The sequence below is a fragment of the Rhodoferax sp. GW821-FHT10B06 genome, assembly GCF_059415605.1.
This window is the reverse complement of sequence record NZ_JBWKNO010000004.1, coordinates 106,259-133,247: the sequence shown is the minus strand read 5'-3', so window position 1 is coordinate 133,247 and position 26,989 is coordinate 106,259. Positions and strand designations below refer to the sequence as shown.

The 26,989-nt window shown below is 64.6% G+C and carries 23 protein-coding genes; 10 read left to right on the top strand and 13 right to left on the bottom strand.

Annotated elements, in window-relative coordinates; genetic code table 11:
• Positions 1-2 precede the first annotated feature (2 nt).
• Genes AC07O2_RS07995 through AC07O2_RS07970 form a run of 6 tightly spaced genes read right to left on the bottom strand, consistent with a single transcriptional unit; the run spans position 3 to position 8,839 of the window.
• Positions 3-1,160 carry an alpha/beta hydrolase family protein gene (locus AC07O2_RS07995; protein WP_495075208.1) on the bottom strand — a complete coding sequence of 386 codons (1,158 nt, stop codon included), beginning with the start codon at positions 1,158-1,160 and terminating at the stop codon, positions 3-5.
• A 22-nt stretch (positions 1,161-1,182) separates the two neighbouring features.
• On the bottom strand, positions 1,183-2,361 hold the full coding sequence (locus AC07O2_RS07990) for an MFS transporter (RefSeq protein ID WP_495075207.1): 1,179 nt from the start codon (positions 2,359-2,361) through the stop codon (positions 1,183-1,185).
• Positions 2,358-4,745, bottom strand: coding sequence for an efflux RND transporter permease subunit (locus AC07O2_RS07985; protein ID WP_495075206.1), 2,388 nt, complete (start codon positions 4,743-4,745; stop codon positions 2,358-2,360). Before AC07O2_RS07985 ends, AC07O2_RS07990 begins: the two co-directional genes overlap by 4 nt.
• Positions 4,745-5,812, bottom strand: a complete 1,068-nt coding sequence (locus AC07O2_RS07980; protein ID WP_495075205.1) for a WD40/YVTN/BNR-like repeat-containing protein — start codon at positions 5,810-5,812, stop codon at positions 4,745-4,747. Before AC07O2_RS07980 ends, AC07O2_RS07985 begins: the two co-directional genes overlap by 1 nt.
• A 13-nt stretch (positions 5,813-5,825) precedes the next feature.
• Complete coding sequence (locus AC07O2_RS07975) at positions 5,826-7,190, bottom strand: DUF1329 domain-containing protein (protein ID WP_495075204.1); 1,365 nt, start codon at positions 7,188-7,190, stop codon at positions 5,826-5,828.
• Positions 7,191-7,219: 29 nt separating this feature from the next.
• Complete coding sequence (locus AC07O2_RS07970; RefSeq protein WP_495075203.1) at positions 7,220-8,839, bottom strand: DUF1302 domain-containing protein; 1,620 nt, start codon at positions 8,837-8,839, stop codon at positions 7,220-7,222.
• 234 nt (positions 8,840-9,073) lie between these two features.
• Between AC07O2_RS07970 and AC07O2_RS07965 the strand changes: the two genes are divergently transcribed.
• On the top strand, positions 9,074-9,982 hold the full coding sequence (locus tag AC07O2_RS07965) for a LysR family transcriptional regulator (protein ID WP_495075202.1): 909 nt from the start codon (positions 9,074-9,076) through the stop codon (positions 9,980-9,982).
• Here AC07O2_RS07965 and hmpA read toward each other — a convergent pair whose 3' ends face one another.
• Positions 9,983-11,164, bottom strand: a complete 1,182-nt coding sequence (hmpA, locus tag AC07O2_RS07960; protein ID WP_495075201.1) for an NO-inducible flavohemoprotein — start codon at positions 11,162-11,164, stop codon at positions 9,983-9,985.
• Between the two features lie 126 nt (positions 11,165-11,290).
• Between hmpA and norR the strand changes: the two genes are divergently transcribed.
• Positions 11,291-12,850 carry a nitric oxide reductase transcriptional regulator NorR gene (gene norR, locus AC07O2_RS07955; RefSeq protein WP_495075200.1) on the top strand — a complete coding sequence of 520 codons (1,560 nt, stop codon included), beginning with the start codon at positions 11,291-11,293 and terminating at the stop codon, positions 12,848-12,850.
• A gap of 33 nt (positions 12,851-12,883) precedes the next feature.
• Entirely contained in the window at positions 12,884-13,387 is a 504-nt protein-coding gene (locus AC07O2_RS07950; protein WP_495075199.1) for an acyl-CoA thioesterase, read from the top strand.
• Positions 13,388-13,427: 40 nt separating this feature from the next.
• Here AC07O2_RS07950 and AC07O2_RS07945 read toward each other — a convergent pair whose 3' ends face one another.
• From AC07O2_RS07945 to AC07O2_RS07930, 4 genes are read right to left on the bottom strand one after another with little or no spacing between them, the layout of a single operon-like run.
• On the bottom strand, positions 13,428-13,967 hold the full coding sequence (locus AC07O2_RS07945) for an NYN domain-containing protein (protein WP_495075198.1): 540 nt from the start codon (positions 13,965-13,967) through the stop codon (positions 13,428-13,430).
• A gap of 5 nt (positions 13,968-13,972) precedes the next feature.
• Positions 13,973-14,365, bottom strand: a complete 393-nt coding sequence (gloA2, locus tag AC07O2_RS07940) for an SMU1112c/YaeR family gloxylase I-like metalloprotein (protein WP_495075197.1) — start codon at positions 14,363-14,365, stop codon at positions 13,973-13,975.
• A gap of 11 nt (positions 14,366-14,376) precedes the next feature.
• A complete protein-coding gene (locus AC07O2_RS07935) occupies positions 14,377-15,117 on the bottom strand; it encodes a LytR/AlgR family response regulator transcription factor (protein ID WP_495075196.1) in 741 nt (246 codons plus the stop codon).
• Positions 15,118-15,130: 13 nt separating this feature from the next.
• Positions 15,131-16,168: a sensor histidine kinase gene (locus AC07O2_RS07930; RefSeq protein WP_495075195.1), complete on the bottom strand. Its 1,038-nt coding sequence runs from the start codon at positions 16,166-16,168 to the stop codon at positions 15,131-15,133.
• Between the two features lie 104 nt (positions 16,169-16,272).
• On the opposite strand from AC07O2_RS07930, the gene argH reads away from it, so the two are divergent.
• The 3 genes from argH (at position 16,273) to AC07O2_RS07915 (ending at position 19,314) form a co-directional block, all read left to right on the top strand.
• Positions 16,273-17,664, top strand: a complete 1,392-nt coding sequence (gene argH / locus AC07O2_RS07925) for an argininosuccinate lyase (protein ID WP_495075481.1) — start codon at positions 16,273-16,275, stop codon at positions 17,662-17,664.
• A gap of 186 nt (positions 17,665-17,850) precedes the next feature.
• Positions 17,851-18,288, top strand: a complete 438-nt coding sequence (locus AC07O2_RS07920; protein WP_495075194.1) for a universal stress protein — start codon at positions 17,851-17,853, stop codon at positions 18,286-18,288.
• Between the two features lie 201 nt (positions 18,289-18,489).
• A complete protein-coding gene (locus AC07O2_RS07915) occupies positions 18,490-19,314 on the top strand; it encodes an SGNH/GDSL hydrolase family protein (protein ID WP_495075193.1) in 825 nt (274 codons plus the stop codon).
• 29 nt (positions 19,315-19,343) lie between these two features.
• On the opposite strand, the gene opgC is transcribed toward AC07O2_RS07915, so the two are convergent.
• Positions 19,344-20,483: an OpgC domain-containing protein gene (gene opgC, locus AC07O2_RS07910; protein WP_495075192.1), complete on the bottom strand. Its 1,140-nt coding sequence runs from the start codon at positions 20,481-20,483 to the stop codon at positions 19,344-19,346.
• Between the two features lie 182 nt (positions 20,484-20,665).
• Between opgC and AC07O2_RS07905 the strand changes: the two genes are divergently transcribed.
• Positions 20,666-21,325, top strand: coding sequence for a response regulator (locus AC07O2_RS07905; RefSeq protein WP_495075191.1), 660 nt, complete (start codon positions 20,666-20,668; stop codon positions 21,323-21,325).
• Positions 21,322-22,626 carry an ATP-binding protein gene (locus AC07O2_RS07900; protein ID WP_495075190.1) on the top strand — a complete coding sequence of 435 codons (1,305 nt, stop codon included), beginning with the start codon at positions 21,322-21,324 and terminating at the stop codon, positions 22,624-22,626. Before AC07O2_RS07905 ends, AC07O2_RS07900 begins: the two co-directional genes overlap by 4 nt.
• On the opposite strand, the gene AC07O2_RS07895 is transcribed toward AC07O2_RS07900, so the two are convergent.
• On the bottom strand, positions 22,623-23,855 hold the full coding sequence (locus AC07O2_RS07895) for a glycosyltransferase (protein WP_495075189.1): 1,233 nt from the start codon (positions 23,853-23,855) through the stop codon (positions 22,623-22,625). The two genes, AC07O2_RS07900 and AC07O2_RS07895, sit on opposite strands and share 4 nt — an antisense overlap.
• Before the next feature lie 89 nt (positions 23,856-23,944).
• Between AC07O2_RS07895 and AC07O2_RS07890 the strand changes: the two genes are divergently transcribed.
• Together AC07O2_RS07890 and AC07O2_RS07885 are read left to right on the top strand one after the other, a co-directional pair.
• On the top strand, positions 23,945-25,138 hold the full coding sequence (locus AC07O2_RS07890) for a right-handed parallel beta-helix repeat-containing protein (protein WP_495075188.1): 1,194 nt from the start codon (positions 23,945-23,947) through the stop codon (positions 25,136-25,138).
• 57 nt (positions 25,139-25,195) lie between these two features.
• The gene (locus AC07O2_RS07885) at positions 25,196-26,869 is read left to right on the top strand and encodes an asparagine synthetase B family protein (RefSeq protein ID WP_495075187.1); all 1,674 of its coding nucleotides are present in this window, start codon (positions 25,196-25,198) and stop codon (positions 26,867-26,869) included.
• Positions 26,870-26,989 lie beyond the last annotated feature (120 nt).

Below are 26,989 nucleotides of genomic sequence, written 5' to 3'. Positions count from 1 at the left end.
AATCAAGCGGTTCGACCACCCAATGTTTCGGCCACCCAGTCGGCAATGAAGGCGCCGGCATTGGCACTGTTGTCGAAGCTGCTGTGCTGCACCCCGCCCTCGCGGTCGGTGAAGATCTTGAGTTCGCGTTTGGGGCTGTTCACCAACTGCTCGTAGGTACGGTGCGCCCACTTCAGCGGGATCTGCGAATCCTTTTCGCCATGGGTGACCAGGAAGGGCACCTTGATGCGGTCCAGGACCCCGTCCAGATGCACGTCCTGCGCGATGCGCATGAAGTCGTCGATGTCCTTGGCGCCCCAGACCCAGCAGACGTGCGCCCAGTAGTGCGGAACCGGCAGATTGCCTTCCTTGGCCAGTCGTTTGGCCTGCACGTCGCGCCAATCGTGGTTAGCGCCCCATACCACGCCCATGGCGAAGCGCGGCTCGAAGGCCACGGCACGCGGGCAGTAGTAGCCGCCCAGCGACACGCCCTCCATGCCTATGCGCTTGGCATCCACGTCAGGCCGGGTTTCCAGCCAGTCCACCACGCGGCTGGCCCAGTGTTCGCTGTCAAAACGCGCGGTCAGGCCGCGCAGACGCAGCGCGTCGCCGGTGCCGGGCTGGTCGATGATCAGCGACGAGACGCCCCGCTTGGCCAGCCAGGCCGGCAGGCCCACCAGGTACTTCATCTCCTTGGTCGAGTCCAGGCCGTTGACCTGCAGCAGCAGGGGTGCCGGGCCCGCAGTTTTTTCTGCGCGCACCAGCAGGCCCGAGAGAAAGCTGTCGCCGTAGGGGATCTGCACCCGCTCGCAGTTGTCGCCAGCCAGCGCGATGCCCTTGGCGAATATTTCTTCGAAGCGCTGGTACAGCGCAAGCCGCCCTGGTGCACCGTGGGCCTGCAGCCGTTCACAGGTCAGCAGGTAGTTGGCTGCGCGTTTGTATTTTTCACCGGCGGAGAACATGCGGCCCGCGGCCTCGTCTTCTTCGGCCAGGCTGCACAGCTTCTCGGCCATGTTTTGCCAGGTTTCGCGGAAGGCTGCGGTGCCTGCGGCATCGGGTTGTTTGGCAGCCTCTTGCAAAGGCTTGCACATGACCTCGATTTCACCCATGCGTGCGCCCATCTCAATGGCCAGGTTGACCGACAGGTCCCAAACATAATTGGTGGGAAAGTAACGAAACATAACTGCTTTCTCAGAGTAAAAATCAATGGGCCGCTGCGGGCGTAGGTACAGCCTGCGCAGCGCCGGACGAAAGATGAGCAGCGCGCCGGTAGCACAGCCAGGACACGCTGCACACCAGCAGCGCGGCCAAGCCGATGGACGACGTGCCAAAACCCGCTACCAACACACCGCCCACCACCGGGCCAATCGCCGCGCCGCTCATCAGCATGGCGGGCGTCAAGGCCACCGCGCGGCCACTGGCGTCGTTACGCGACAGCCAGCCGAAGACAAAGGTGTGGGTGAAAATCATCGGCGTCACAAACAAGGCGGTAGCCACCGCATACAAGGCAAAGCCACTGCCCCAGGCCAGCGCCATGGCCAAGGATGCCTGCACCAGTACGCCGCCTGCGGCGGCGCCGAAAGCCGGCCAGCGCCGCTCGGTCAGCGCGGCCAGCACCGGTGGCAAGAGGTTGATGAAGCCCAGCACGACCAGCACCACCAGCACGCGGTCGCCAAAACCCCGCTCAGTACCGATGCGCTCAGCAAAGCTGAACACCATGGACTGCGTGACGGCCATCAGCGTCAGACCGGCAATCGCCCACCAGACCGGTGCGGCAATGGGCTGGACCTCGCGCGGTACCGGCTTGGCGCTGCCATCCACCGCCGTGGGCCGGGGGAAAGCCAGCGCCGTGCCCAGGGTGGCGCAGGCCATCAAGGCCGCAAACATGGCAAACATTGCCACGCCGCCATGCTTGGTCACCATGCTCTGGGCCAGCCCGATGAACACGATGCCGGACACGCCCAGACCGATGCTGACGATGGCAAACAAGCGGTGCGGCCGGGCGCTGCGGCCTATGGTGCCGTGCACGAACGACAAGCCCATGCCTGCGCCAAACCCGGCCAAGGCGTGGAGTGCCGTCATGGCACCTACATGCGTAGTCTGGGTGATGGCAGCAAAGGCAGCAAAGGCGATCGCATAGCCCAATGGCGCGGCCCGCCAGGGCGCATGCCGGTGAAAGCGTGGAGCGAACACCAGGCTGGCCAGCACTGCCGCCGCCAGGTATGCCGTGACCATGGCACCGGCCTGCGGCGGGCTCAGCTGGTACTGGCCTATCAATGCGGAACCCACCCAGACGGGCAGCGCCACCAGGTCCACCATGCCGGCCACATGGGCCAGCAGCAGAATGGCCCGGCCCTGCCAATGCTCGGTATCTGTTTTCATGCTGTTGTCTCCTTGGGTGCCGTCTGCGCGGCGGGTTTGAGTAAGAAGTGGGCCAGCGCCGGCAGCAGGATCAGCGCGCCCAGCATGTTCCAGAGGAACATGAAGGCCAGCAGCAAACCCATGTCGGCCTGGAACTTGATGGGGCTGGCCACCCAGGTGATCACGCCAATCGCCAGCGTCACACCGGTCAGCATCACCACCTTGCCGGTGAATAGCAGAGCCTGGTAATAGGCCTGCGACAGGCTGGCACCGACACGCAGCTGCGCCAGGGTGACGCTGAGGATGTACAGCGCGTAGTCCACGCCTATGCCCACGCCCAAGGCAATCACCGGCAACGTGGCCACCTTGACGCCCATGCCGAAGGCCACCATCAAGGCCTCGGCCAAAAAGGAGGTCAGCACCAGCGGCAGCACCGCCACCACTACCGCACGCCAGGAACGGAAGGTGATGAAGCACAGCAGCACCACGGCGCCATACACCATCAGCAGCATCTGGTGCCAGGCCTGCTTGACCACGATATTGGTAGCCGCCTCGATACCGGCATTGCCTGCCGCCAGCAGAAACTGCACGTCCGGTGTGTCGTTGTCATGGGCGAAGGCGGCCACGTGCTCGACCACGCGTGTCAGGGTGTCGGCCTTGTGGTCACGCAGGTAGACGTATATCGTCAGCAGGCCGCAGCTGTCGTTGTACAGCCCGCGCGGCGCGCCGGCGGTCACGGTGTTGAGCATGTCCTGGTTGTTCAGGAACTCGTACCACTTGGGGTTGCCTTCGCTCAACCCGGTCAGCACGCGGCGGTTCAGCAGCGCCAGGGTGTTGGTGGACTCCACGCCGTCCAACTGGCGTAGCTGCCATTCCAGCGCATCCACCTTGTTCAGCGTCTCGTACTGGGAGCACTGGCCTTCGGGCGTTTTAACCATCACTGCCAACACGTCGCTGCCTGCACCGTAGGCGCTGTTGATGAAAGCCACGTCGCGGTTGTAGCGGCTGTCGGCGCGCAGCTCGGGGGCGCCCGGATCCAGGTCGCCAATCTTCAGCTGCGACGACACCAACGCACCGGCCACGCCCAGCAGCACACCGCCAGCCACGGCTGCCGTGGCCCAGCGGCGCTGGGTGAATCGGTCCAGCCAGACCCACAGCGGGCTGCGTGGCGCACCGCTGGCATCCCCCGCCTCGGCGCGCAGGCTGCGCTGCGCGGCCGCAGGGCTGACGCCGGTGTAGCTGAGCAGAATCGGCAGCAGGATCAGGTTGGTGAAGATCAGCGCCGCCACGCCGAGGCTGGCAGCCAGGGCCAGCTCACGGATGGCCTGGATGTCGATCACCAGCAGCACCGCAAAGCCCACGGCGTCGGCCAGCAGCGCCGTTAGCCCCGCCAGAAACAGGCGGCGGAAGGTGAAGCGTGCGGCCACCAGGCTGGGCATGCCACGGCCAATGTCCTGCATGATGCCGTTCATCTTCTGCGCACCATGGCTCATGCCGATGGCAAACACCAGGAAAGGCACCAGGATGGAATACGGGTCCAGCTGCTGGCCCAGCAAGGGCAGCAGACCCAGCTGCCACACCACGGCCACCGTGGACGAGGCCACCACCAGCGCGGTGGAACGCACGCAGCGGGTGTAGGCAAACACCATCACGCTGGCAATCGCCACCGCCAGCGCAAAGAACACCAGCACCGCCTGCACGCCGTCGATCAGGTCGCCCACGATCTTGGCAAAGCCGGTGATGTGGATGGACACCCCTTGTGCGTTGTACTTGGCGCGCAGCACCTCCAGGCGCTGGGACAATGCGCGGTAGTCCATCGCATTGCCCTGGGCATCGCGTGCCAGAAGCGGCACGAACAGCACGCTGGAACGCCGGTCCAGCGCCACGGTCTGGCCGATCTCGCCCGAACGTTCGATATTCGCCTCCAGCCGCTGCAGGCTGGCCGCTCCTCCGTCATAGCCATCGGGGATCACCGGGCCGCCCTCCAGGCCGTCCTCCGTCACGCCGACCCAGCGAGTGGATGGCGTCCATAGCGACTTCATGCCCACACGGTCCACGCCAGGCATCAGAAACACCTCATCGCTGATCTTGCGCAGGGTCTCCAGATAGGCTGCGTCATAAATGCCGCCCTTGGGGTTGGCCACCGCAATGCGCACGGCGTTGCCCAGGCTGCGCAGCTCGTTCTGATGCTGCAGGTAATTCTGGATGTAAGGGTGGTGGCCAGGAATGGTCTTCTCAAAGCTGGCGTTCAGGTCCAGCCGGGTGGCCTGCCAGCCCAGCAGCAGTGTGACCAGCGCGCAGACGCACACCACCCACATGCGGTGGTTGAACAGCAGCCGCTCCACCAGTGAGCCAGACTGCAGATCAAAGGCCGCTTGGGTAGGCGGCAGAGATGGAGGAGCCATCATGGTGCATCCCCCGCAGCGACGGCCATTGCGCCACGTACTGTGAGCGCCAGCAGGCGGCCATCGGCCAGTGGCAATAGGCCCGTTGGCGATGGCAATGCCGCGCCAGGCAACTGGCTCAAGACGCCGTCACGCAACGCAAACAGCTGCCCGCCCTGGTTGGCCAATACAGCCCCCTGCCCCGCACGCAATGCCGAGGCCGTGAAGGAAATCGGCGCAGCCGCCGCCAAGGCCGACCAGGTAGCGCCCGCATCCGTGGAACGCCAGGCATTGCCGCGCAGACCAGCCAACACGATCTCGCCAGAGGCGGGCAGTTCGACTGTAAAGAAGCTGCCTGGGTAGGGCGTGGTTAAGCGCGTGAAGTGCTGGCCGGCATCTTGCGATTGCAGTACCAGGCCCTGCTCGCCCGCTATCACCACCGTGCTGCCCAGGGCGCGCACGGCGTACAGATGCAAGGCCTTGGGGTTGTCCAGTTGCTGACCCCAGGGCTTCCAGCTGCGGCCGCCGTCCTCGGTGATGAAAGCCAGGTTGTAGGCGCCCACGACGATGCCGCGCTGCGCGTCAAAGAAATGCAGATCCAGCAAGGGCTTGTCGGCGCCATCGGCCACCAGGCGCTGGGCGTTCCTTACCGCCGCAGCATCACCGCGAGCCTGGGCTTCGTCCAGCACCAACTGGGCCGCCTGCTTGCCGTCCAGCTGGCGCACCCATGTCTCGCCACCGTCCACCGTGGCCAGCACCACACCGCTGTGGCCCGCGGCCCAGCCGTGCTGCGCATCCACAAAACGCACAGCGGTCAGGGTCACGCTGGTGGGTACCTGGGCCTGGCGCCAGTGGCCGGCTGCGTCGTCCGACAGCAGCACAATGCCACGCTCGCCCACCGCCACCACCCGCGGGCCGGCCAAGGCCGCGCCCAGCAGCACCGCGTGTGCGGCCTGCGGGCTGGCCAGGGCAGGACGGTCCAGTGCACTGCCCACCGGTGCGGCCCAGGCTGCAGTCACAGCCAGCGCAGCGGCGCACACCAGCACGGCACGCATCCGGCCCGTTGGCTTCAAGGAAATCAAAACCATGTTGTCATGTACCTCAGCGAACGCTGTCGCCGGCCATGGCATCGGGCGAGAAGGTGGAGTCGGCGTAGCGCGGCTGCAGCGTGTATTGCGCCGACTTGCCGTTGTACAGATCACCCACATAGGCGGTGCCCGACAACAGGTCGTTGAAGCCGAAAGCCCCGGTCACCGTACCTGGCAGGTCGGGCGCGACAAAGGTGGCGGTCCAGATGCTCTTCCAGAGCTGGCCGTTGGAGTCCCAGCGGTCGGCCAGCACACAGGTCCAAGTGTCTTCATCGCAGTAGTAGCGGCTCTTGGCGGCCGGGTGGCGCTGGCCGGCCCGTAGGCTGGCATCCACCACCCATACGCGGTGCAGTTCCCAGCGCATGAAGTCGGGGTTGACGCCGTATTTGCCCAGCACCTCGGCATCGGTCTTGGGTTGCAGCAGGCGGTTGCCGTTGTAGGGGATGAACATCTCCTTCTTGCCTACCAGCTTGAAGTCGAAGCGGTCCAGCTTGCCCGACCAGGTCTGCACCTCGTCAAAGCTCATCAGCCCGGCAGTGACCGGAGATGGCGTGTCGCAGCAGGGGTTGGGCAGCTTGCGTACGCGGCGCTGCCCGGTCAGGTAGATCCAGGACTGGGTTTTCGACAGGTCGATCTGGTCGCGGCCAACGAGGGCTTCGCCCGCGCGTATCGGCGGCCCCACATTGACCAGGCGGATCAGCTGGGTCTCGGGCGCCTTGGCGAACGACTCCAGCGTGACGTCGGGGTAGTAATACGGAATCTGAAAGTCAATGACGCCATCGGTAGTCATCACCGGCTTGCCATCGGCCGTGATCTGGTACTGGGTGACCTTGGACTGGAAGGAGGTACCGCGCCAGCGCAGCATATGGTTCCACATCACCTCTGCACCTGCCTTGGGCAGGGGGAAGGGAACGCCGCCCACCACATCGGCCGGTACATCGCCCTGTAGCTTGCCACGGGTGGCGTTCTTCAGCGTGTTGTCATACACCCACTGCGGAGCGGCGGCGGTACGGTGGGTCTTGTACACATCAACACGGTAGTCGGGGTACTTCTTCAGCAATGCCATGACGCCGTCGCTGAGCTTGTCGGCGTACTGGTCGGCGTTCTTGCCGGTGATGCTGGTCAAGGGCTTTTCGTCCTTGAACGGATCGCCGCGGCGGCCACCGGCCTTGTCACCGGCAATCGCGGTGGTCATGCCGCCGGTCCAGGCGGGAATGCTGCCGTCCTTGTTGGCGGCTTTTTCAGCGCCCAGAGGGGTCAATTCAGTTTTCAGTTTCGCGGCTTCTTCCGCGCTCACGGCGGCCCAGCCGGGCAGGCTGGTGGCGGCGCCCATCAGCAGCCCGCAGGCCGCCAGCAGGGTATGGTGGGGTTTTTTCATGGTGTCTCCGGTAATTCCAATGCGCGTAGTCAGAACGTGCGGCGCAGGTTCAATGAGATGAAATCGCGGTCGCCCAGCGGGTTGCCGTCGCTGAACTGGCCGGCGCTGTAGTCGTGGAAAGGCTTGCTGGCGCCGATGTAGCGGGTGTAGTTCAGCCCGAACTGCCAGGTGTTGCGGAAGTTGCCCTCGATACCGATGTTGGCGCTGCCCGTGCCCTTGGGGCCCCAGGCTGTGACGCTCGAACGGCCCGACAGGGTGTAGCGAAGGCCCACAGGCACGTTGATGTCCACACCATCAAACAGCTGACGGTAGGTCGGCGTATAGACCAGTTGCACGATGCTGGCGTCGCGGGTGCGGCCCTTGTCGATCTCGTTGTCAGGGTCGTTCTTATGCAGCACACGGTTCCAGGCCACCTCGGCCGCCAGGCCGCTTTCCTTGGCCAGGAAGTTCGGGCCAAAGCTGGCAATCGTGGACAGATTGATGTGCGCGGTACGCCCAGTCGGGTAGGCAGGCCGGGATGCGCTGCTGGGGCCGAAATACACAGCGTTGTTTACATTCATCGGCATGTTGTCGCGCAGCGATGCCTCAGCAGACACATTGAAGTCGCCCATCGAGCGCGTCACGCTGGCACCCGCCACATCGATGTCGCGGCCGAACACATAGAACCAGCTGCTGTCCGTGGTGGGGGCACCGGGATTCAAGCGCGAGTAAAGCTGACCGGTCTTGTCGTGGTAGTGCGCGTAATAAAAGCCCAGGTCGGTCTCATCCAGCCGCCACTTGGCCTGCAGGCCAAACTGCCCGCTGTTACCCGGCTTGTCGTCGCTGCCCGGCGAGGCCACATAGTTGCCACCCACGCCTGGTACCGATAGAGGTATGCCGACAAACTCCGGCCCGGTGGCCCCCCAGGGAATGTTGGCGGTGGAAAAGTAGCTGCCGGCGGCCGGCACGCGGCTCTCTTTCCACTGGAACTGCACATAGCCACCGAGGCTGAAGTTGGGCGCCACCTGCCACTGACCCGACAGCTGCGGCACGGGAATGGCAATTTCCTTGAACTGCGCGTTCGGCGACGACAGCAATTTGGACACGTCTGTCGGCCCCTGGGCCGCCGCAATACCGTTGTCGCCAAAGAACAGGCTTTCGCCGTACAGCAAGGTGTGCTGGCCCAGCCGGCCGCTGATCTTGCTGCCGTTGGCCAAGGTGGTGCCGCCAAACACAAACGCATCCATCAGCTCCGCCTTGCGACCCGACTCCTGCTGGGTGTGGTCGGCGAATTGGTTGTAAGGTGACTGGCCGTTGGTCGGGTCGTTGGGCGCGTCCGTACCACGCTGGTAGGCCCGGTCGTACCAGCCCGCGGCACTCACCCGCAGGCCAAAGCGGCCCTGGTACACCGCGTCGAACTCAGACAGCAAGTCCACCCGCTCCGACACAAAGCCGCGCTTGCTGAAGTTCTGGTCGCCGGCATTGAAGTTCAAAGCCTGTGGTGCGCCCTGTGCATTGAAAGACTGCGTCAGTACCGGGTCTGCATTACGCAAGCGGTACATGGTGCTGGCCTTGACCGTGTTGTCGAAGCGCAAGCTGAGATCCGGGTTGCCACTGTCCAGCTCCGTGGACTGGGCGCCCTGCACGGCCCCCAGCGCGACGCAGGCCATGGCCGTATGTGTAATTAGCTGGGCATGGGAATAAAGGCGAGTGGCCCGGGCGGACGGGGTCCGCCTCCATAGACGTGGGTGCATTTTTGTCTCCGTTTTGTTGTCTTGCGGTGGGCTGCAAACTGCGGTTTGCCCCGACCTGGAAACGGAATGTACGGAGGGGTAAAGCATTCGTAAAATGGATTCTTTCGATTCCACAAATCCACGCTACCAATACCAAGGGTTACCCCGAGCATGCGATTCAACAAACTCGACCTCAACCTATTGGTGGCGCTGAACGCCTTGCTGACCGAGCGCAGCATCAGCCGTGCGGCCGTGCGCGTGCATCTCAGCCAACCCGCCATGAGCAATGCGCTGGCACGCCTGCGGGCTTATTTCGAAGATGAATTGCTGGTGCCCTCAGGGCGCCAGCTGATCTGGACGCCACGCGCTGAAGCGCTGGTGGAACCGGTGCGCGAGGTGCTGATGCGCATCGACAGCACGATTGCCGCGCAGCCCCGCTTTGACCCGGCCACCGCCTCGCGGGCCTTCACCCTGCTGGTGTCCGACTTCACCACCACGGTCTTCGTACCCGCTCTGCTGGAGCGGCTGTACCACGAGGCGCCGGGCGTGCGCATAGACCTGCGCATGCAATACACCAACCCCGCAGAAATGCTGGAACAAGGCGACGCAGACCTGCTGATCATTCCTGCCCAATACGCCTCGCCCGACCACCCGTCCCAGCCCCTGTTCGAAGAGAACTACCTGTGCGTGACCTGGACCGGTAACCGGCATATCCAGGACAAGCTGAGTTTTGACGACTACCTGGCGGCCGGCCATGTGCTGGCCAACTTTTCCGGTGCCGCGCAGACACCGGCATTCGATGGCTGGTTTCTGGAGCGCTTTGGCATCACCCGCCGGGTCGAGGTCACAGCCCCAACCCTGGCGGCCCTCCCCAGCCTGGTGGTGGGCACCGACCGCATCGCCACCGTGCACCGGCGGCTGGCCGAGCGGGTGCGCCACCTGCTGCCCATCCGCATCTGGGAACCCCCGCTGGAAATCCCCAAGCTGGTCCAGATGCTGCAATGGCACAAGTACCGCAACAACGACCTGGCACTGGCCTGGCTGCGCAACTGCGCGCTCGAAGTGGGCGCGAAAATCTAGCTATTCCAAAGCCGCAGCCGGGCCAAAAAATTCATAACGGGTTTGTGTCTCGGGCACGCCCAGTTCACGCAGCTGTTTTTTCATCTGGCGCATAAAGGGCTTGGGGCCGAGGAAATACGCATCCACATCGCGCGATGCGGGCAGCCACTCGGCCAGCTGCGCCTGCTGCAGATGGCCTACGGCATGCGGCACATCGTCCGCGCCGCTGTGCTCGTCATAGGCGTAGAAGCGCTGCAGCTGCGGGTGCTTGGCCAGACGTGCCTCGATGGCGTGGCGGAAGGCATGGACCTGCCGATTGCGTGCGCAATGTATGAAGTGCACCGGCCGTGTGCCCTGCAGCGCTGCGTCCAGCATGGCCAGGGTCGGCGTGATGCCGACACCGCCGCTGATCAGCACCAGCGGCTTGTCGCTGGCGGCCAGCACGAAGTCGCCCGCGGGTGGAAACAGGTCCAGCACCGTGCCTACCTGCACCTGGTCGTGCAGGTAGTTCGAGGCCACGCCGCCGGCCTCGCGCTTGACGCTGATGCGGTAGTCCACGCCGTTCGGCGCAGCCGACAGCGAGTAGTTGCGGCGTATCTCGTTGCCGTTCACCACCAGACGCAGGCCGATGTACTGGCCGGGCTGGAAGCCGATCACCGTGCCGCCGTCCTGCGGCTGCAGGTAGAAGGAGGTGATCTCGGCGCTCTCCACTTCCTTGCGCGCCACGCGGAAAGCCCGCGCACCGCGCCAACCACCCGGGGCGGCCGCCACATCGGCGTAGATTTTTTCTTCCGCGCCGATCAGGATGTCGGCCAGCTGGCCATAGGCCGCGCCCCAGGCTGCGATGACGGCATCGGTGGCGATCTCGGCGCCCAGCACCTCGCGGATGGCGCGCAGCAGGCAGGCGCCGACGATGGGGTAGTGCGCGGCCTCGATCTGCAGCGACACATGCTTGTTGATGATCTGCGACACCAGGCCGCCCAGCTGTTCCAAATGGTCGATGTGCCGGGCATACATCAGCACGCCATTGGCCAGGGCGCGCGGCTGGTCGCCATTGGCCTGGTGGGCCTGGTTGAAGAAGGGCCGCACCTCAGGGTGCTCGGCCAGCATGATTTTGTAGAAATGCGTGGTCAATGCCTCGCCGCCGCTTTCCAGCAGGGGCACGGTGGATTTGACGATGGCGCGTTGTTCTGGGGTCAGCATGTGTGGCTTTCAATCGGATGCAGGGCGGCGCCCGGCTGCAGCTACTAACTCAAGTTCCATGCCCGCCCTGTAGCCCATAGAAATCAAACACTTAGGCGTACACACTATCTTTTTGATGCAGTCATAATGATCCACCAAGGAATCATTTTGATAACAAAAAGCCTGCTCCAGACCCTGGTGCCCCTGGTCGACGACCTGGCACGCGAACTGCCCGACGGCGAGCGTTACCGCCGCCTGCTGGAGGCCGTGCGCGCCCTGCTGCCCTGCGATGCAGCCGCGCTTTTACGGCTGGACGGCGGCTGGCTGCTGCCACTGGCGGTGGATGGCTTGAGCCATGACACGCTGGGGCGCCGCTTCAAGGTCAGCGAGCACCCTCGCCTGCAGCAGCTGCTGGAGGCGAGCGGCCCAACCCGCTTCCCGCCCGACAGCCCGCTGCCCGACCCCTACGACGGCCTGATCGAAGGCGTGCAGCTGGAGGTGCACGACTGCATGGGCTGCCCGGTACTGCTGGGCGACACCCCCTGGGGCGTGCTGACCCTGGACGCGCTGGACAAGGAACGGTTTTCCAGCGTTGACCTGGGCGATCTGCAGGCCTTTGCCAGCCTGGCGGCGGCCACCGTCAGCGTGGTGCAGCGCATGGCCGGGCTGGCCCAGCAGTTCGAGGCCGAGCATGCGCGCGCCGAAAGCTACCGCGCGCTGGCCGAAGAGCACCCGGCGCCCACGCTGATCGGCCAGAGTCCAGCCCACCAGCGCCTGCTGGCCGACATCGCCACCGTGGGCAACAGCGACCTGACGGTGCTGATCACCGGCGAAACCGGGGTCGGCAAGGAGCTGGTGGCCCAGGCCCTGCACGCCGCCTCGCCGCGCGCCAGCCGGCCGCTGATCAGCCTGAACTGCGCTGCCCTGCCCGAATCGCTGGTGGAAAGCGAGCTGTTCGGCCATGTGCGCGGCGCGTTCTCCGGCGCGGTGGCCGACCGGCGTGGCAAGTTCGAGCTGGCCGATGGCGGCACCCTGTTCCTCGACGAGGTGGGCGAGTTGTCGCTGAGCGTGCAGGCCAAACTGTTGCGCGTGCTGCAGGGCGGCCAGCTGCAGCGCCTGGGCTCGGACCGCGAGCACCGCGTCGATGTGCGGGTGATTGCCGCCACCAACCGCGATCTGGCGCAGGAGGTGCGCGCCGGCCGCTACCGCGCCGACTTCTACCACCGGCTCAGCGTCTACCCGCTGCCCGTGCCGCCGCTGCGCGAGCGCGGCCACGACGTGCTGCTGCTGGCCGGGCATTTTCTGGAGCTGAACCGATCCCGCCTCGGCTTGGGCAGCCTGCGCCTCGATGCCGACGCCCAGGCCGCGCTGCTCGCACATAGCTGGCCCGGCAATGTGCGCGAGCTGGAACACCTGATCGCCCGCAGCGCGCTCAAGGCCATGCAGGGCGCGGCACCCCGGGCGCGCATCGTTAGCCTGACGGCTGCGCATCTGGACCTGGGCGCCCAAACCGCAACGGTGGACGTGCCGGCCGATACGACGCCGCCCGTCGATCTGCGCACCTCGCTGGACGACCACCAGCGCCAGCGCATCGCCGAAGGCCTGCAGCGCCACCAGGGCAACTGGGCCTCGCTGGCCCGTGAACTGGGCCTACACCGGGCGAATCTGGTCCGGCTGGCGGGCCGGCTGGGTTTGCGCAAACAGTAATAATCGGCACCAAGAATTACACGAAAGCCCGCGATGGAACTCCCAGCACACCAACTGAGCATGACGGTCTTGATGACCCCGGATATGGCCAATTTTTCAGGCAATGTGCACGGTGGCGCCGTGCTCAAGCTGCTCGACCAGGTGGCCTACGCCTGCGCCAGCCGCTATGCCGGCCGCTATGTGGTCACCGTCAGCGTGGACCAGGTGATGTTCCTGCAGCCCATCCATGTGGGCGAGCTGGTGACCTTTCTGGCCAGCATCAACCACACCGGCACCTCGTCCATGGAGGTGGGCGTGAAGGTGGTGGCAGAGAACATCCGCAGCCGCAGCGTGCGCCATGTGAACAGCTGCTTCTTCACCATGGTGGCCGTGGACGACGACCGCAAGCCCGCGCCGGTGCCGGCGCTGGTGCCCAGCACGGACGACGAAAAACGCCGCTTCGAGCAGTCCATCATGCGCAAAAAAGTACGCCGCGAGCTGGCCGCGCGCTTCGCCTCCATCAAGGAAGCTTCTGAACAAAATAAGCCTCCAGCGTAGGAAGCTACTGCGTCATAAGCTACCAATTCAATAGCAACCGCTATTTATCAATGGATGAGCCCATGTCATCCAGCCACAGCACGCGGTCGGCGTAGCACTGCAGATCGGCCGACAGCGTGGCCTGCGCGCCGTTGAGCCAAACCTCTTTGCGCAGATCGGACTTGAGGTAGGAGATGGCGTCTTCAAAGTCGCCGTCGCCGGCCGACAGGATCACCCGGTCGTAAATGCCCTGAGCGGCAAGCTTGATCATCAGCGTGGCAATTGCCACGTCCACGCCTTTTTGCACCGTGCGGTCGAAGTGGGTTTTGCACGACGGGCACTGGTTGTGCTGCTCCTTGAGCTTGTACAGCTGCACCCGCATCTGCGGGCCCTTGGGCGGCGCGGACTTGATCCAGGTGTGGAAGGCGTTTTGCGCTTCGGCGTTCGGGTCGCCGGTGGAATTCAAGTAGTAGCTCTCGTAGATCGGGCCGCCGTTGGCCTTGACCAGCTCGTGCTTGAGCTTCAGGTAGTCAAAGCCGTTGGCACGTGAACGGCCGAAGTTGTACATGTACGCGGCGTCTACGATCCAGACTGTTTTCATGGGGGTCACGGGTTCACTTCGTAGAGTTCAAGGGGTAAGCCATCGGGGTCGGCAAAAAAGGTGAAGCGCCGGCCTGTGAATTCATCGACACGCACCGGCTCCACGGCCACGCCGTCGGCTTGCAGGCTGGCGATGTTCGCATCCAGATCCACCACGGCAAACGCCAGGTGGCGCAGACCACAAGCCTCGGGCCGCGAGGGACGCGGTGGCGGCGCGGGGAAGGAAAACAGCTCAATCTGTGAACCATCGGCCAGCGCCAGGTCCAGCTTGTAGGACTGGCGCTCGGCGCGCAGGTTCTCTGCCACGATGCGCAGGCCCAGAATGCGGGTGTAGAAGTCCCGGGACCGCGCGTAGTCGGAGCAGATGATGGCGGCGTGGTGCAGGCAGCTTAGTTCCATAGGCTCAGAGCTTAACCCGCCATGGCTTCGCGCACCGCTGCCAGTTGGCGGCGCGACACCATCAGCACTTCATCTAGCCCCTGCAGGCGCACGGCCCAGCCCTCGCCCTCCTCGGGGTCGAAATGCTTCAGCAGCGCCCGCAGCGCACGGCGCGACACCAAGGCGTTGCGGTGGACACGGATAAACACACTGGCGTGACGCGCCTCCAGCTCGCTCAAGGAGCCGTCCAACACATAGCTGCGGCTGGCGGTACGCACGGTGACGTATTTCAGCTCGGCCTTCAGATACAGCACGCTGGCCAGGGGTACGCGCTCGGTGCGGCCGCGGTCGTGTATCACCAGCACATCCTGCATCAAATCGGGCTCTGGCGCAGGTGCTGCCTGCAGCAGCCGCTCCACTTTCTGTAGCGCTTGCTGCAGACGCTCCAGGCGCACCGGCTTGGTCAAGTAATCTGCCGCGGCCAGGTCAAAGGCCTGCAGCGCATGGCCAGCGTGGGCGGTAACGAAGACCACGGCCGGCGGCCGGGGCTGGGCCTGCAGCTGCTGGGCCAGTTGCAGACCGTCCATGCCGGGCATGTGGATGTCCAGCAGCAGCAGGTCCACCGGCTGGCTGGCCAGCGCGGCGCAAGCCTGCTGCGCGTTCGCCGCCTCGGCCACCACCTGGGCGGCCGGCACCTTGCAGTCGCCCAGCAGGGTGCGCAGCCGGGCGCGGGCCAGCGCCTCGTCGTCCACGATCAATATGCGCAGAGTCATGGGCCGCGTCCTTTCATACTGGTATCTCGATGCGCACCAGATAGATGCCATCCTTCAGCACCGCCTGGAACTGGCACTGCACGTCGTGCAGCAGCTTCAGGCGGTCGCGCACATTGTCCAGCGCCACACCAAAGCCGGCGGCGCCCGGCCCGGCGGGCACGGTGTTGCTGATTTTGATGACCACCGTGTCGCCGCGCCGCTCGGTGCTGATGCGCAGGTCGGCCCCACTGGCGCTGGGCTCCACACCGTGCTTGACGGCGTTTTCCACCAGCGGCTGCAGCAGCAGGGGCGGCAGCTGGGCCTGGGCAGCGCGCGGGTCCAGCGCCCAGTGGATGCGCAGGCGTTCGCCAAAGCGCACCTGCTCAATGGACAGGTAGCGCTCGGCCAAGGTGGTCTCCTGCTCCAGCGTGACGGACTCGCCCTGGTCCACCAGCGCGTGGCGGAACAGGTCGCTCAGGTCTTCCAGCAGGGCCTCGGCCCGGGCCGGCTCGGCGCGCACCAGGGCAATCGCGCTGTTCAGTGTGTTGAACAAAAAATGCGGCCGTATGCGCGCCTGCAGCTCGCCCAGCCGCGCCGTGGTAGCCGCCGGCGTACGGGCACGGGCACGCAGCACCAGGCCGGCCACCACCATGGCCGACAACCAGGCGCCCGCCGCCGCGCAGGCCAGCCAGGGCACGGGGTCCATCAGGCCGATCAGGGCCAGCATGCCGCAGCCATACAGGCCGGCCAGCGCGCCCAGCAGCACACCGGCCACATACTGCGCCCAGGGTGGCAGGCGCGCCAGCGTGCGCTTCAGGCTGCAGGCGGACAGCAGCCAGACCAGCACAGCGGGCAAGGCACCACCGGTCCATAGGGCCAGCCGGGTCAGCCAATCGCCCGCACCCAGGGCGTCAAACAGCGCCGCCACGGCCACCGCCAGCTCGACAAACAACACGGCGCGCAGGATCACACCCACCTGGCAGGCATCAAATACCAGGGCCCTGGACACGCGCGTGGGGGCATCCGGGTCGGCTAGCGTACCGAAGCTCGATAAAATTTGCGTCTCTTGCATACCAACGTCCATGACAAGGCCCGATTATTGGGTATGAACCGGCCGTTGGTACGCCACTCCATCTCCCCCTCTGCCACATTGGTGCCTGCCGCATGTCCTCCTCCATAAACCAACTCGACAAAAAATCCGAAGCCTGGTCGGCGCTGTTCTCCGAGCCCATGAGCGACCTGGTCAAGCGCTACACCTCCAGCGTGTTTTTTGACAAACGCCTGTGGCAGGCCGACATTGCCGGCAGCCTGGCGCACGCCGAGATGCTGGCCGCGCAAAACATCATTGCTGCGCAGGACCACGCCGACATCCAGCGCGGCCTGGCGCAGATCAGCGCCGACATCGAGTCCGGCAACTTCGAGTGGAAGCTGGACCTGGAAGACGTGCACCTGAACATCGAGGCCCGCCTGACCCAGCTGGTGGGCGACGCCGGCAAGCGCCTGCACACCGGCCGCAGCCGCAACGACCAGGTGGCCACCGACGTGCGCCTGTGGCTGCGCGGCGAGATGGACCTGATCAACGGCCTGCTGACCGATCTGCAGCTGGCCCTGGTCAGCATCGCCGAAAAGAATGTCGACGTGGTGATGCCCGGCTTCACCCACCTGCAGGTAGCCCAGCCGGTGAGCTTTGGTCACCATATGCTGGCCTATGTGGAAATGTTTGCCCGCGACGCCGAGCGCATGCTGGACGTGCGCAAGCGCGTAAACCGCCTGCCGCTGGGCAGTGCGGCCCTGGCCGGCACCAGCTACCCGCTGGACCGCGAACGCGTGGCCAAGACCCTGGGCATGGAAGGCGTGTGCCAGAACAGCCTGGACGCCGTGAGCGACCGCGACTTCGCCATCGAATTCACCGCCGCCGCCAGCATCGCCATGGTGCACATCAGCCGCCTGTCTGAGGAGCTGGTGCTGTGGATCAGCCAAAGCTTTGGCTTCATCGACATCGCCGACCGCTTCTGCACCGGCTCCAGCATCATGCCGCAGAAGAAGAACCCCGACGTGCCCGAGCTGGCGCGCGGCAAGACCGGCCGCGTGGTCGGCCACCTGATGGGCCTGATCACCCTGATGAAGGGCCAGCCCCTGGCCTACAACAAGGACAACCAGGAAGACAAAGAGCCGCTGTTCGACACCGTGGACACGCTGAAAGACACGTTGCGCATCTTTGCCGAAATGGTCGGCGGCATCACCGTCAAGGCCGAGGCCATGGAGCGCGCCGCCCTGCGCGGCTACGCCACCGCCACCGATCTGGCCGACTACATGGTCAAAAAAGGCCTGCCTTTCCGCGACGCGCACGAGGCCGTGGCCCATGCTGTGAAGGCCGCGATCGCGCACAGCGTGGACCTGTCCGAGCTGCCGCTGTCGGTGCTGCAGCAGTTCAACCCGAAGATCGAAAAAGACGTGTACGACGTGCTCAGCCTGCGCGGCTCCATGAATGCCCGCAACACCCTGGGCGGCACCGCGCCGGCCCAGGTCAGCGCGCAAATCGCACGGCACCGCGCCCGCCTGGCCTGAACCACAGTGCTAGCAAATAAATAGCTGCCAGCGCAGGTATTACTTGCGCCGGAGGGCTATTTTTTATGCAACAAAACAAAGGCTTACACCTGATACACACTGGCTTGACGCAGATCAACTGCAGTGTCGGGCCATCGGTCGCACAATGCCATCACACACCACACATGGTGGATGGAAGGAGCGACTATGTTGAAACACATTTTGCTGGCCACCGACGGATCTGCCGCCTCTGACCATGCGGCCGAAATGGCCGTGGACTTGGCGCGCAATATGGGCGCCAAACTGACAGTTCTGTATGCCGTAGACCCTTACCCTTATCTGGCCGTGGGTGAAATGAGCACCGAAGGCCTGCAGCACTACATGTCAGCCGCACAACAGGATGCCGCCGCCGCCCACAGCAAGGTGGCGGCCCTGTGCAAGCAGGGCAGCGCAGTGACATTGATACCGGTGACTGTGGAAGAGCGTGCCGTGGCCAGCGCCATCGTGGAGTACGCCAATGGCCAGGACGTGGACCTGATCGTCGTGGGCTCGCACGGGCGCTCGGGCATTGCCCGGTTGCTGCTGGGCAGCATCGCCACCAAAGTGCTGGCCGAATCCACGCTACCGGTGTTGGTGGCACGCTGACTGATTGCGCTCAGCCACCGGCCCGGCTGAGCACCCAAAAAGCCACAAAAAGCTTTAAAAGCTGTGGGCGGGCTGGGCTAAAACAGGCGTGGCACGACAAGCAGGCGTAGTATTTAGGCATCTGGATTGCTTAGCAATATCTGCATCCTTATCTACCTGGTACTTGATGCCGCATTGCCATTTTCCACAATGCCCTGTCCCATGAAACCCGCCCGCTCCACCGTTGCCCACTACAGCCGTCGCGTCAAAGCGCTCACAGCTTTGCTGGTGCTTTCGGGTGCGATCCACAAGGCGGGTGCCGAAGCACCGTTATTCCCCGTAGCCCTGGCGGTATCCACGCCTGTTCCGGTGGGGGGCGGACAGGCTTCGGCTCCGCTATTGAGCCCACAGACCCGCTGGCAAAGCAGCTTGGATGCATTTGCCAAAGCCGACAACGAACGGCTGCCTGCCAGTGATGGCGTTCTTTTTGTGGGTAGCTCCACGATCAGGATGTGGACCAGCCTGTCGGACGATTTCAGGCAGGTGCCGGTGATCATCAACCGCGGTTTTGGTGGTTCCACCATGGCCGATTGCAACCACTTCGTGCGCGAACTGGTGATCCGCTACAGGCCCAAGCAGGTGCTGGTGTATGCAGGCGATAACGATTTGGCCGAAGGTCGCAGTCCAGCTGATGTGAGAGACAGCTTTGCAAAATTTGTACGCAGCGTGAGGGCGGAGTTGCCAGAAGCCCGCATTTCCTACATCTCGATCAAGCCCAGCCCGTCGCGCGTTGAACTGCTGCCAAAGATAAGACAGACCAATGCACTGATCTCCGACTATGTGCACAGCTTGCAGGACGTGCGCTACATCGACATCTTCCAGCCGATGTTGAACGCTGAGGGCCAACCCCGGCCCGAGCTGTTTCAACCCGATCAGCTGCATCTGAACGAAGCTGGCTACCGGCTATGGAAGTCGATCATTGCCGCGCAGCTTCCGGCGTCCGCGCCAGCCCAAGTGCCGACTGCGCAAATTGCCGGCAGCCATTAAAGGCCACTGCCAACGCCACGCTTTCAAAATTAAAAGCGCACACCCGAGCCGCGAATCCCCACCTCCATCCGGTGCAAACGGTCCAGCCTGAGCGATACCCGGGCAACCCCATACAGCACACCAAAGCAGCCCGCCAGCAACACCACATCCACCCACCAGGCGTGGGCGAACGGGTCGCTTCCCAAAAAAGTCAGCGCCAGCAAAACGATCACCAAATGCGCGGAAAACACGGGCAATGAGGCTGCACCCAGCACCTCCAGCCATGGCAGGCTCGATATCCGCGACGCAAGCGCAGGGCCAAAATGAAGAACCACCACCATCAATGCAAATAAATCCAGCAGCCGCAGCGGCCCGAGCAACCATTTGTCAAACAACATATTCAGGTTTTGATCGGCACCAAAGGGCGCTTGCCCCACGCCGTGCCGCCATACGAACCCGGCAAACGCCATCAGCACCGCCAACACAACGGCCCAGTGCGGAAAAACAAAAGGCCGCGCATCCTTCGCATGGCGGCTAGCCCCCATCCAAAGGCCCAACACCCAAAGAAACTGCCATGAAAACACCGAGAACGCACCAACTTCACGGATAGGCACAACCAGCCCCGTTAACGCAACGGTGGCGCCATACACCCATGCCCCTAGCCCAAATTGCGACAACAGCCATGCGCATAGGCTCCAGGTCATCGCCCCGTTCCATCCGTGCCGCAAGGCATATGCCAAAACCCAGGGACTGGCCAGCATATAGAGGATGTACATGGGCAGGATATCCAGCAGCGGCGGCATATATACAAGCAACAACCCAGCCCCCAATGCGGTCAACGGCTGCGCCAGGTAAAAAGACATCAAGTTGGTCACGGCGGGCTGCTCCACCCGCAAACCGACTGCGGCAACGGCCGTGAATAAAAACAACAACATGGCGACATGGCATGCATAGACCTTGATCGCCCGCCTCCAGAACGCCATACGCATGGCGTCAATGCCATCCCGTTGCGCCAACTTGGCGTATACCAAGCCCGCCATGTACGCGGACAAAAGTACAAACCCCTCCGCGGCCGATACAAATCCAAAGGGCTGCCCGAGGGGCGAACTCAGCCGCGTGGGTAAGTGCGTCACCGTCATGAGCACCAGCATCAGGCCGCGCATAGCATCCAGCTCCCAACGCCGCGTCATGGAGGGCTCACCTTAAGGCACACAACATCAATGTAGAAAACACGACGAATTTGCATAAAACATGGCTTACGGAACAGCGGCTTGCGGTAGCGAAAGTGCATGCCTTCGGCAACGCCGTGGCGCCGAAGCTGCTTAAGCCCCACCTAAGCCGGAGGCCGCGATAATTGCACGGAGGAAACACAATGCGACTACTGCTCGTCGAAGATGATCCCATGATTGGCGAAACTGTGCTCGACGTACTGCGCGCCGAGCACTTCGCCGTGGACTGGGTCAAAGACGGCGCCATGGCAGACACCGCGCTGAGCACCCAGCAGTACGACTTGGTGCTGCTGGACCTGGGCCTGCCCAAAAAAGACGGGCTGGACGTGCTCAAGTCCCTGCGCTTGCGCAAGGACAGCACACCGGTACTGATCGTTACCGCGCGCGATGCCGTGGCCGAGCGCATCAAGGGACTGGACGCCGGAGCCGACGACTATGTGCTCAAACCCTATGACATCGACGAGCTGCTGGCCCGCATCCGCGCCCTGACGCGGCGCAGCGCCGGCCGCGCCGACCCGGCGCTGGAAATCCACGGCCTGCGCCTCAACCCTGTCACCCACGAAGCCACGCGCGACGGCCAGACCATCGCCCTGTCGGCCCGCGAATGGGCTGTGCTGGAGGCGCTGATGGCGCGCCCCGGCGTGGTGTTCTCGCGCGCCCAGCTGGAGGAAAAGCTCTACAGCTGGAAGGACGACGTCAGCAGCAATGCAGTCGAGGTGTACATCCACGGCCTGCGCAAAAAGCTGGGCAGCGAGCTGATCCAGAACGTGCGTGGCCTGGGCTACGTGATTCCGAAGCCATGACCAGCCCGTATTCCCTGCGCCGGCGCCTGCTGGGTTCGGTGATGACAGCCATCCTGGCCGCTGCGTTGTTCCAGGCCGCATCCGCCTACCACGGGGCGCTGCAGCAGGCCGACGAGATGTTCGACTACCACCTGCAGCAAATGGCCTATGCGCTGCGCAATGGCACCCCCAGGCAGCTCGATCCGTTGGAGTCAGACGACGACACTGACTACGAGGTGCAGATATGGAGCGCCAACGGCGTGCAGCTGTTCCAGTCGCACCACAACCGGCTGCCGCCGCAGGCCGTACTGGGCTTTTCGGACGTAGAGCAGAACGGCACGCGCTACCGTGTGTATTCCATCCAGACCCCGGCGCAGACCATCCAGATCGCCCAGGACATGAGCGCTCGCCAGGCCCGCGCCCGGGCTCTGGCGGTCCGCGCCATGCTGCCCATGGCCTGGATGGCGCCGCTGCTGATGCTGGCCCTGTGGTGGGCCATACGCCATGCGCTCAAGCCGCTGGAGCGCACGCGCCGCCAAATTGCCACCCGCGCCGCCGACGACCTGTCGCCCCTGCCCGACAGCGGCCTGCCAGACGAGGTGCGCCCCCTGGTGCACGAGCTGAACCTGCTGTTCGCCCGCGTGCATGCGGCGTTTGATGCGCAAAAGTCGTTTGTGGCGAATGCCGCGCACGAGCTGCGCTCGCCCCTGAGCGCGCTCAAGCTGCAAGCCCAGGCTCTGGGCCGTGCGGCCGATGGCCCGGGCCGCGATGTCGCCGTGGTCCGGCTGCACCAGGGCATAGACCGCGCCATCCGGCTGATGAACCAGCTGCTGGTGCTGGCCCGGCAGGAGTCCGCAGCCGATACCCCGGCACAAAAGCTGAATCTGCAAGACCTGGTGCGCCTGGCCGTGGAAGAAGCCCTGCCACAGGCGCATGAGCGGCAAATGGACCTGGGTGTGAATGCCGACGCCCCAGCCTGGGTGCAGGGCCATGCCGAGGCCTTGCGCATCCTGCTACGCAACCTGCTGGACAACGCGCTGAAGTACACGCCAGCGCAGGGCCGGGTGGATGTGGGCCTGGTTGCTACGCCGGACGGCGCCACCTTGACCGTGGAAGATTCTGGCCCCGGCATTGCGCCGGCCGACCTACCCCATGTGTTTGACCGCTTCTACCGCAGCGCCGAAGCGGGTGCCAGCGGCAGCGGCCTGGGCCTGGCCATTGCCCAGGCCATCGCGCAAGCCCACAAGGCCACGTTGACTCTGGACGCATCACCCACGCTGGGCGGGCTGCGCGTGACGTTGACCTTCCCGCGTCCCGGTTAAATCGTATCCAGCAGCCGCGCGAACGCCTGGGAACGACCTTGGCGCGAGGCATCGCGCACCGCCGCCGGGTTGGGCAGGGCCACCGACTGGCTGCGCACCGCGGCCACGAAGCGCGGCAGCAGCTCGACCATGGCGTCGACGGAATCCAACGGAGCAATGGCATCCAGGCCCGCACCGCGCAGCACGCCCGCCGTGTCGCCCACCGGGTCGGTCAGGCCCAGCAAAGGCCTACCGGCGCGCAGGTATTCATAGATCTTGGCGGGAATCTGCGCATTGCAGTTGCTGGCCTGCATGACCAGCAAGGCATCTACCGACAGCATCTCGGCCAGCGCCTGGCGGTAGGGCACGGCGGGGCAGAGTTCGATGAAGTCCTGCACGCCGTACTGGCTGGACAGGCCGGTCAGCAGATCATCGTGCGCCGAGGCACGGAAGCGGATTTTCAGCTGCTGCGGTTGCAGGCCGCCCTGGGCACGCAGGCGCTGCAAAGCCTGGAACAGCTGGGTCGGGTCGCGCTCAGAGGGGTAGACGATGCCGCTGTGCAGCAACACCACGGGCTGGTCGGCCGCCAGCGGCTGGGTGGGCGCGGCCGGGGCGTTGGCAAAGCTCTCCTCGTCATAACCGTTTTCCAGCACCGCAATGCGGCTGGCGGCCTGGGGGTAGCGCTCGCGGTACATCTGCGCAGCACCAGGCGTGGTGAACAGCGAATAGCGCGCCTGCTCCAGCGCCTGCTGTTCAATGCGCTGGTAGCTGCGCCAGGTTTCAGGGTCGGCAGGGTAGCCCTCCTGCGCCATGGGGTCGCGGAAGTCGGCCACCCATGGTATGCCGGTCTTCTGGTGCAGTTGCTGGCCAATCACATGGGCCGTGGCAATCGGATAGGTGGACCAGATGGCGTCCGGCTTGTACTTCTTGACCATCTGCAGGCCCTGGCGCACGGCGTCGAAGCGCCAGCTGACCCAGCGGTCGGGCCGGGCCATCCAGCCCATGTAGCGGCCCTTGATGTTCAGATGGCGCGCGGTGTCCAGGGCGAAGGCGCGCTGCACCACGGTCTCGGGTGGCACATCGGCCAACAGGTCGGGGCTGGTGCGCTCGTAGGCGCGCTCTTCGGCCGTCAGCACCAAGGGACGCCAGCCCAGCGCGGGCAGATGCTGCACAAACCGCAATGTGCGCTGTATGCCACTGCTGCCTGCCAAGGGCGGGAAGTGGTAGGCGATCATTAAAACTGTTTTCAAACGGCTGGCCCTGGGGTTGTGTTCTATGCAGCCAGAGATCATACGGGCAGACGCCGATCCGCCCGCATCCGGCAGAATGCCTGCCATCCATGCCCGCCACCCTCTCCAACCGCCCCACCCTCGCCATGCTGTGCCGCCTGTGGCTGCTGGCCTGGCTGCTGTTAGCCGGCGCGGCCGACGCGGCCACGCTGCTGCGGGTCGGCCCCCTGCGTACTATCAAAACCATAGCTGCTGCAGCACAGATGGCGGGCGACAACACGCTGATTGAAGTAGATGCCGGCGACTACCTGGGCGACGTGGCGGTATGGACCCAGTCCCACATGACGCTGCGTGCCGTGGGCGGCCGCGTGCGTCTGCAGGCCAATGGCATGGCGGCCGAGGGCAAAGGCATTTGGGTGGTGCGCAGCCCCCAGTTCACGGTAGAGGGTTTTGACTTTTCCGGCGCACAGGTGGAGAGCCGCAACGGAGCCGGCATACGCTTTGAAGCCGGTAGGCTGGTGGTGCGCAACTGCAGCTTCACCTACAACGAGATGGGCCTGCTGACCAGCAACGACGCGAACGCGGTGCTGGAGGTGGAGGACAGCGAATTCGCCTACAACAGCCGCCCGGACGGCCACAACCACAACCTCTACATAGGCCGCATCGCGCGGGCCACGGTCAGCGGCAGCTATTTCCACCACGCCCACACGGGCCATCTGCTGAAAAGCCGGGCCGCCGCCAACTACATTCTGTACAACCGCCTGACCGACGAGGCCGGCGGGAGCGCCAGCTACGAGCTGGAGTTCCCCGATGGCGGCGTGGCCTATGTGATCGGCAACATCGTGGAGCAAGGCCCGCTGACCGAAAACCCGCATGTGATTTCCTTCGGCGCCGAAGGCTATGCCTGGCCTAGCAACCAGCTTTATCTGTCGCACAACACCCTGGTGGACGATCTGCCCGGCGGCGGCACCTGGCTGCGCATCAAACCCGGCGCCGACACGGTGCTGGCCGTCAACAACCTGTTCATAGGCCCCACACCGCTGCCCAGCGCGCCCAACACACCAGGTACCTGGCGCAACAACTACCGGCTGGACCGCAGCGCCTTCGCCCCCGGCTACGACTACCGGCTGCGCGCCGACAGCCCCCTGGTCGGCAAAGCCATGGCCCCTGGCAGCGCCAACGGCCAGGATCTGCGGCCCCTGCGCGAATATATTCACCCCGCGCACAGCGCGGCCCTGAGCACTGCGGGCAATGCCCCGCATAATCCCGGAGCGCTGCAGCAGCTGAACCCGGCCCGGCCTTGAGCTTTCCAGCCCCCCGCGCTACTGCACTTGTATCGGCTTTTCATACCCTATCCGCCCATGTCCTTGACCCCCTCCTCACTGGTGCTTGGTTCCCCCCTGTTTGCAGATGCCCGCCTGGCCACGCTGGCCCGCTCCGACGGCGCGGTAGCCGCCTGGCAGGCCGCCTTTGCTGACAACCCGGCCACGGCCGCACTGCAGGCCAGCGGAGACTTTGCCGTGGCGCTGCAAGAGGCATCCGGGCGCACATTTCTGGCGGTGGACCGCTTCGCCGTGCGCAGCCTGTGCTACCGCATCCAGGACGGCCAGCTGCGCTTTGCTGCCCGCGCGGACGCGCTGGCCGATGCCAGCGCCGAGGTGGACCCGCAGGCAATTTTTGACTACCTGTTCTTCCACGCCATCCCCTCGCCGCGCACCATCTTCAAGGACGTGTTCCGCCTGCCGGCCGGCCACTACGCGGTGTTCGACAAAGGCCAGCTGCTGGTGGCACCTTACTGGGTGCCCACATTCAACGAGCAGACCGGCGCCTCTTTTGACACCCTGCGCGACGAGTTCCGCAGCCTGGTGCGCAGTGCCGTGGCAGGCGAGCTGGACGGCGGCAAGGCCGGCTGCTTCCTGAGCGGCGGCACCGACAGCTCTACCGTGGCCGGCATGATCGGCCAGGCCGCCGGCAAACCCGCCGCCACCTATTCCATCGGCTTCGACGCCGAGGGCTACGACGAGATGGAGTACGCACGGCTGGCTGCGCGCCATTTCAAGACCGAACACCACGAGTACTACGTCACCCCCGAGGACCTGGTACACAGCATTGCTGACGTGGCCGCCTCCTACGACCAGCCCTTCGGCAACTCGTCCGCCCTACCCTCGTACTACTGCGCGCGCATGGCCAAGGACGACGGCGTCACCAAGATCCTGGCCGGCGACGGCGGCGACGAGCTGTTTGGCGGCAACAGCCGCTACGCCAAGCAGCGCGTCTTCGGCTGGTACGACGTGGTGCCAGCGCCCATCCGTAGCGGACTGATGGAGCCCCTGCTGGGCAAGACTGCCAACAGCTCCATCAGCCTGCTGAGCAAGGCCTCCAGCTACGTGGAGCAGGCCAAAGTGCCCATGCCCGACCGGCTGCAGATGTACAACTTGCTGCTGCGCCTAGGCATCAGCGATGTGTTCACCCCCGACTTCCTGGCGCGCATCGACGTGCAGGGCCCGGCCGTGCAGCAGCGCGGCGTATGGGAACAGGCCCGCACCGACAGCCTGGTGAACCGCATGCTGGCCTTTGACTGGCGCTACACCCTGGCCGAAACCGACCTGCCCAAGGTCTGCGGCACCACCCAGCTGGCCGGCCTGCAGGTGGGCTTCCCCATGCTGAACCAGGCCCTGCTGGAGTTCTCGCTGAAGCTGCCCACCGAGTACAAGCTCAAGGGCCTGAAGCTGCGCTGGTTCTTCAAGGAAGCGTTGCGCGGCTTCCTACCGGACGAGATTCTGACCAAAAAGAAGCAAGGCTTCGGCCTGCCCTTCGGCGTCTGGGCCACGCGCCACGACGGCCTGAAAAAGCTCGCCAGCGACTCGCTGAACAGCCTGGCCACGCGCAACATCGTGCGCCCGGACTTCATCCGCAGCCTGCTGGCCGAGCGGCTGCAGGAGCACCCCGGTTACTACGGTGAAATGGTCTGGATTCTGATGATGCTGGAGCAGTGGCTGCAAAAGCACGCGCCAGGGTTCAAGATGCCCAGCTGAGGTCGCAACCGGTATCCGCTCACTTTTTTAGCATCAAAAAGAATAGCTGCTAGCGCACATACTAATTGCGCTAGCAGCTATTTTTATGCCCAAAAAATGGGCCTATTTTTCCAAACCCGG

Excerpts from the sequence above, each read along its gene's own strand:
- AC07O2_RS07985 (WP_495075206.1), bottom strand. The coding sequence starts at position 4,745 with ATGGCTCCTCCATCTCTGCCGCCTACCCAAGCGGCCTTTGATCTGCAG.
- AC07O2_RS07980 (WP_495075205.1), bottom strand. The coding sequence starts at position 5,812 with ATGGTTTTGATTTCCTTGAAGCCAACGGGCCGGATGCGTGCCGTGCTG.
- AC07O2_RS07920 (WP_495075194.1), top strand. The coding sequence starts at position 17,851 with ATGTTGAAACACATTTTGCTGGCCACCGACGGATCTGCCGCCTCTGAC.
- AC07O2_RS07915 (WP_495075193.1), top strand. The coding sequence starts at position 18,490 with ATGAAACCCGCCCGCTCCACCGTTGCCCACTACAGCCGTCGCGTCAAA.
- AC07O2_RS07970 (WP_495075203.1), bottom strand. The coding sequence starts at position 8,839 with ATGGCCTGCGTCGCGCTGGGGGCCGTGCAGGGCGCCCAGTCCACGGAG.
- AC07O2_RS07965 (WP_495075202.1), top strand. The coding sequence starts at position 9,074 with ATGCGATTCAACAAACTCGACCTCAACCTATTGGTGGCGCTGAACGCC.
- AC07O2_RS07900 (WP_495075190.1), top strand. The coding sequence starts at position 21,322 with ATGACCAGCCCGTATTCCCTGCGCCGGCGCCTGCTGGGTTCGGTGATG.
- AC07O2_RS07905 (WP_495075191.1), top strand. The coding sequence starts at position 20,666 with ATGCGACTACTGCTCGTCGAAGATGATCCCATGATTGGCGAAACTGTG.
- AC07O2_RS07990 (WP_495075207.1), bottom strand. The coding sequence starts at position 2,361 with ATGAAAACAGATACCGAGCATTGGCAGGGCCGGGCCATTCTGCTGCTG.
- norR (WP_495075200.1), top strand. The coding sequence starts at position 11,291 with ATGATCCACCAAGGAATCATTTTGATAACAAAAAGCCTGCTCCAGACC.
- AC07O2_RS07975 (WP_495075204.1), bottom strand. The coding sequence starts at position 7,190 with ATGAAAAAACCCCACCATACCCTGCTGGCGGCCTGCGGGCTGCTGATG.
- AC07O2_RS07995 (WP_495075208.1), bottom strand. The coding sequence starts at position 1,160 with ATGTTTCGTTACTTTCCCACCAATTATGTTTGGGACCTGTCGGTCAAC.
- AC07O2_RS07885 (WP_495075187.1), top strand. The coding sequence starts at position 25,196 with ATGTCCTTGACCCCCTCCTCACTGGTGCTTGGTTCCCCCCTGTTTGCA.
- gloA2 (WP_495075197.1), bottom strand. The coding sequence starts at position 14,365 with ATGGAACTAAGCTGCCTGCACCACGCCGCCATCATCTGCTCCGACTAC.
- AC07O2_RS07950 (WP_495075199.1), top strand. The coding sequence starts at position 12,884 with ATGGAACTCCCAGCACACCAACTGAGCATGACGGTCTTGATGACCCCG.
- opgC (WP_495075192.1), bottom strand. The coding sequence starts at position 20,483 with ATGACGCGGCGTTGGGAGCTGGATGCTATGCGCGGCCTGATGCTGGTG.
- AC07O2_RS07890 (WP_495075188.1), top strand. The coding sequence starts at position 23,945 with ATGCCCGCCACCCTCTCCAACCGCCCCACCCTCGCCATGCTGTGCCGC.
- AC07O2_RS07935 (WP_495075196.1), bottom strand. The coding sequence starts at position 15,117 with ATGACTCTGCGCATATTGATCGTGGACGACGAGGCGCTGGCCCGCGCC.
- AC07O2_RS07930 (WP_495075195.1), bottom strand. The coding sequence starts at position 16,168 with ATGCAAGAGACGCAAATTTTATCGAGCTTCGGTACGCTAGCCGACCCG.
- hmpA (WP_495075201.1), bottom strand. The coding sequence starts at position 11,164 with ATGCTGACCCCAGAACAACGCGCCATCGTCAAATCCACCGTGCCCCTG.
- AC07O2_RS07945 (WP_495075198.1), bottom strand. The coding sequence starts at position 13,967 with ATGAAAACAGTCTGGATCGTAGACGCCGCGTACATGTACAACTTCGGC.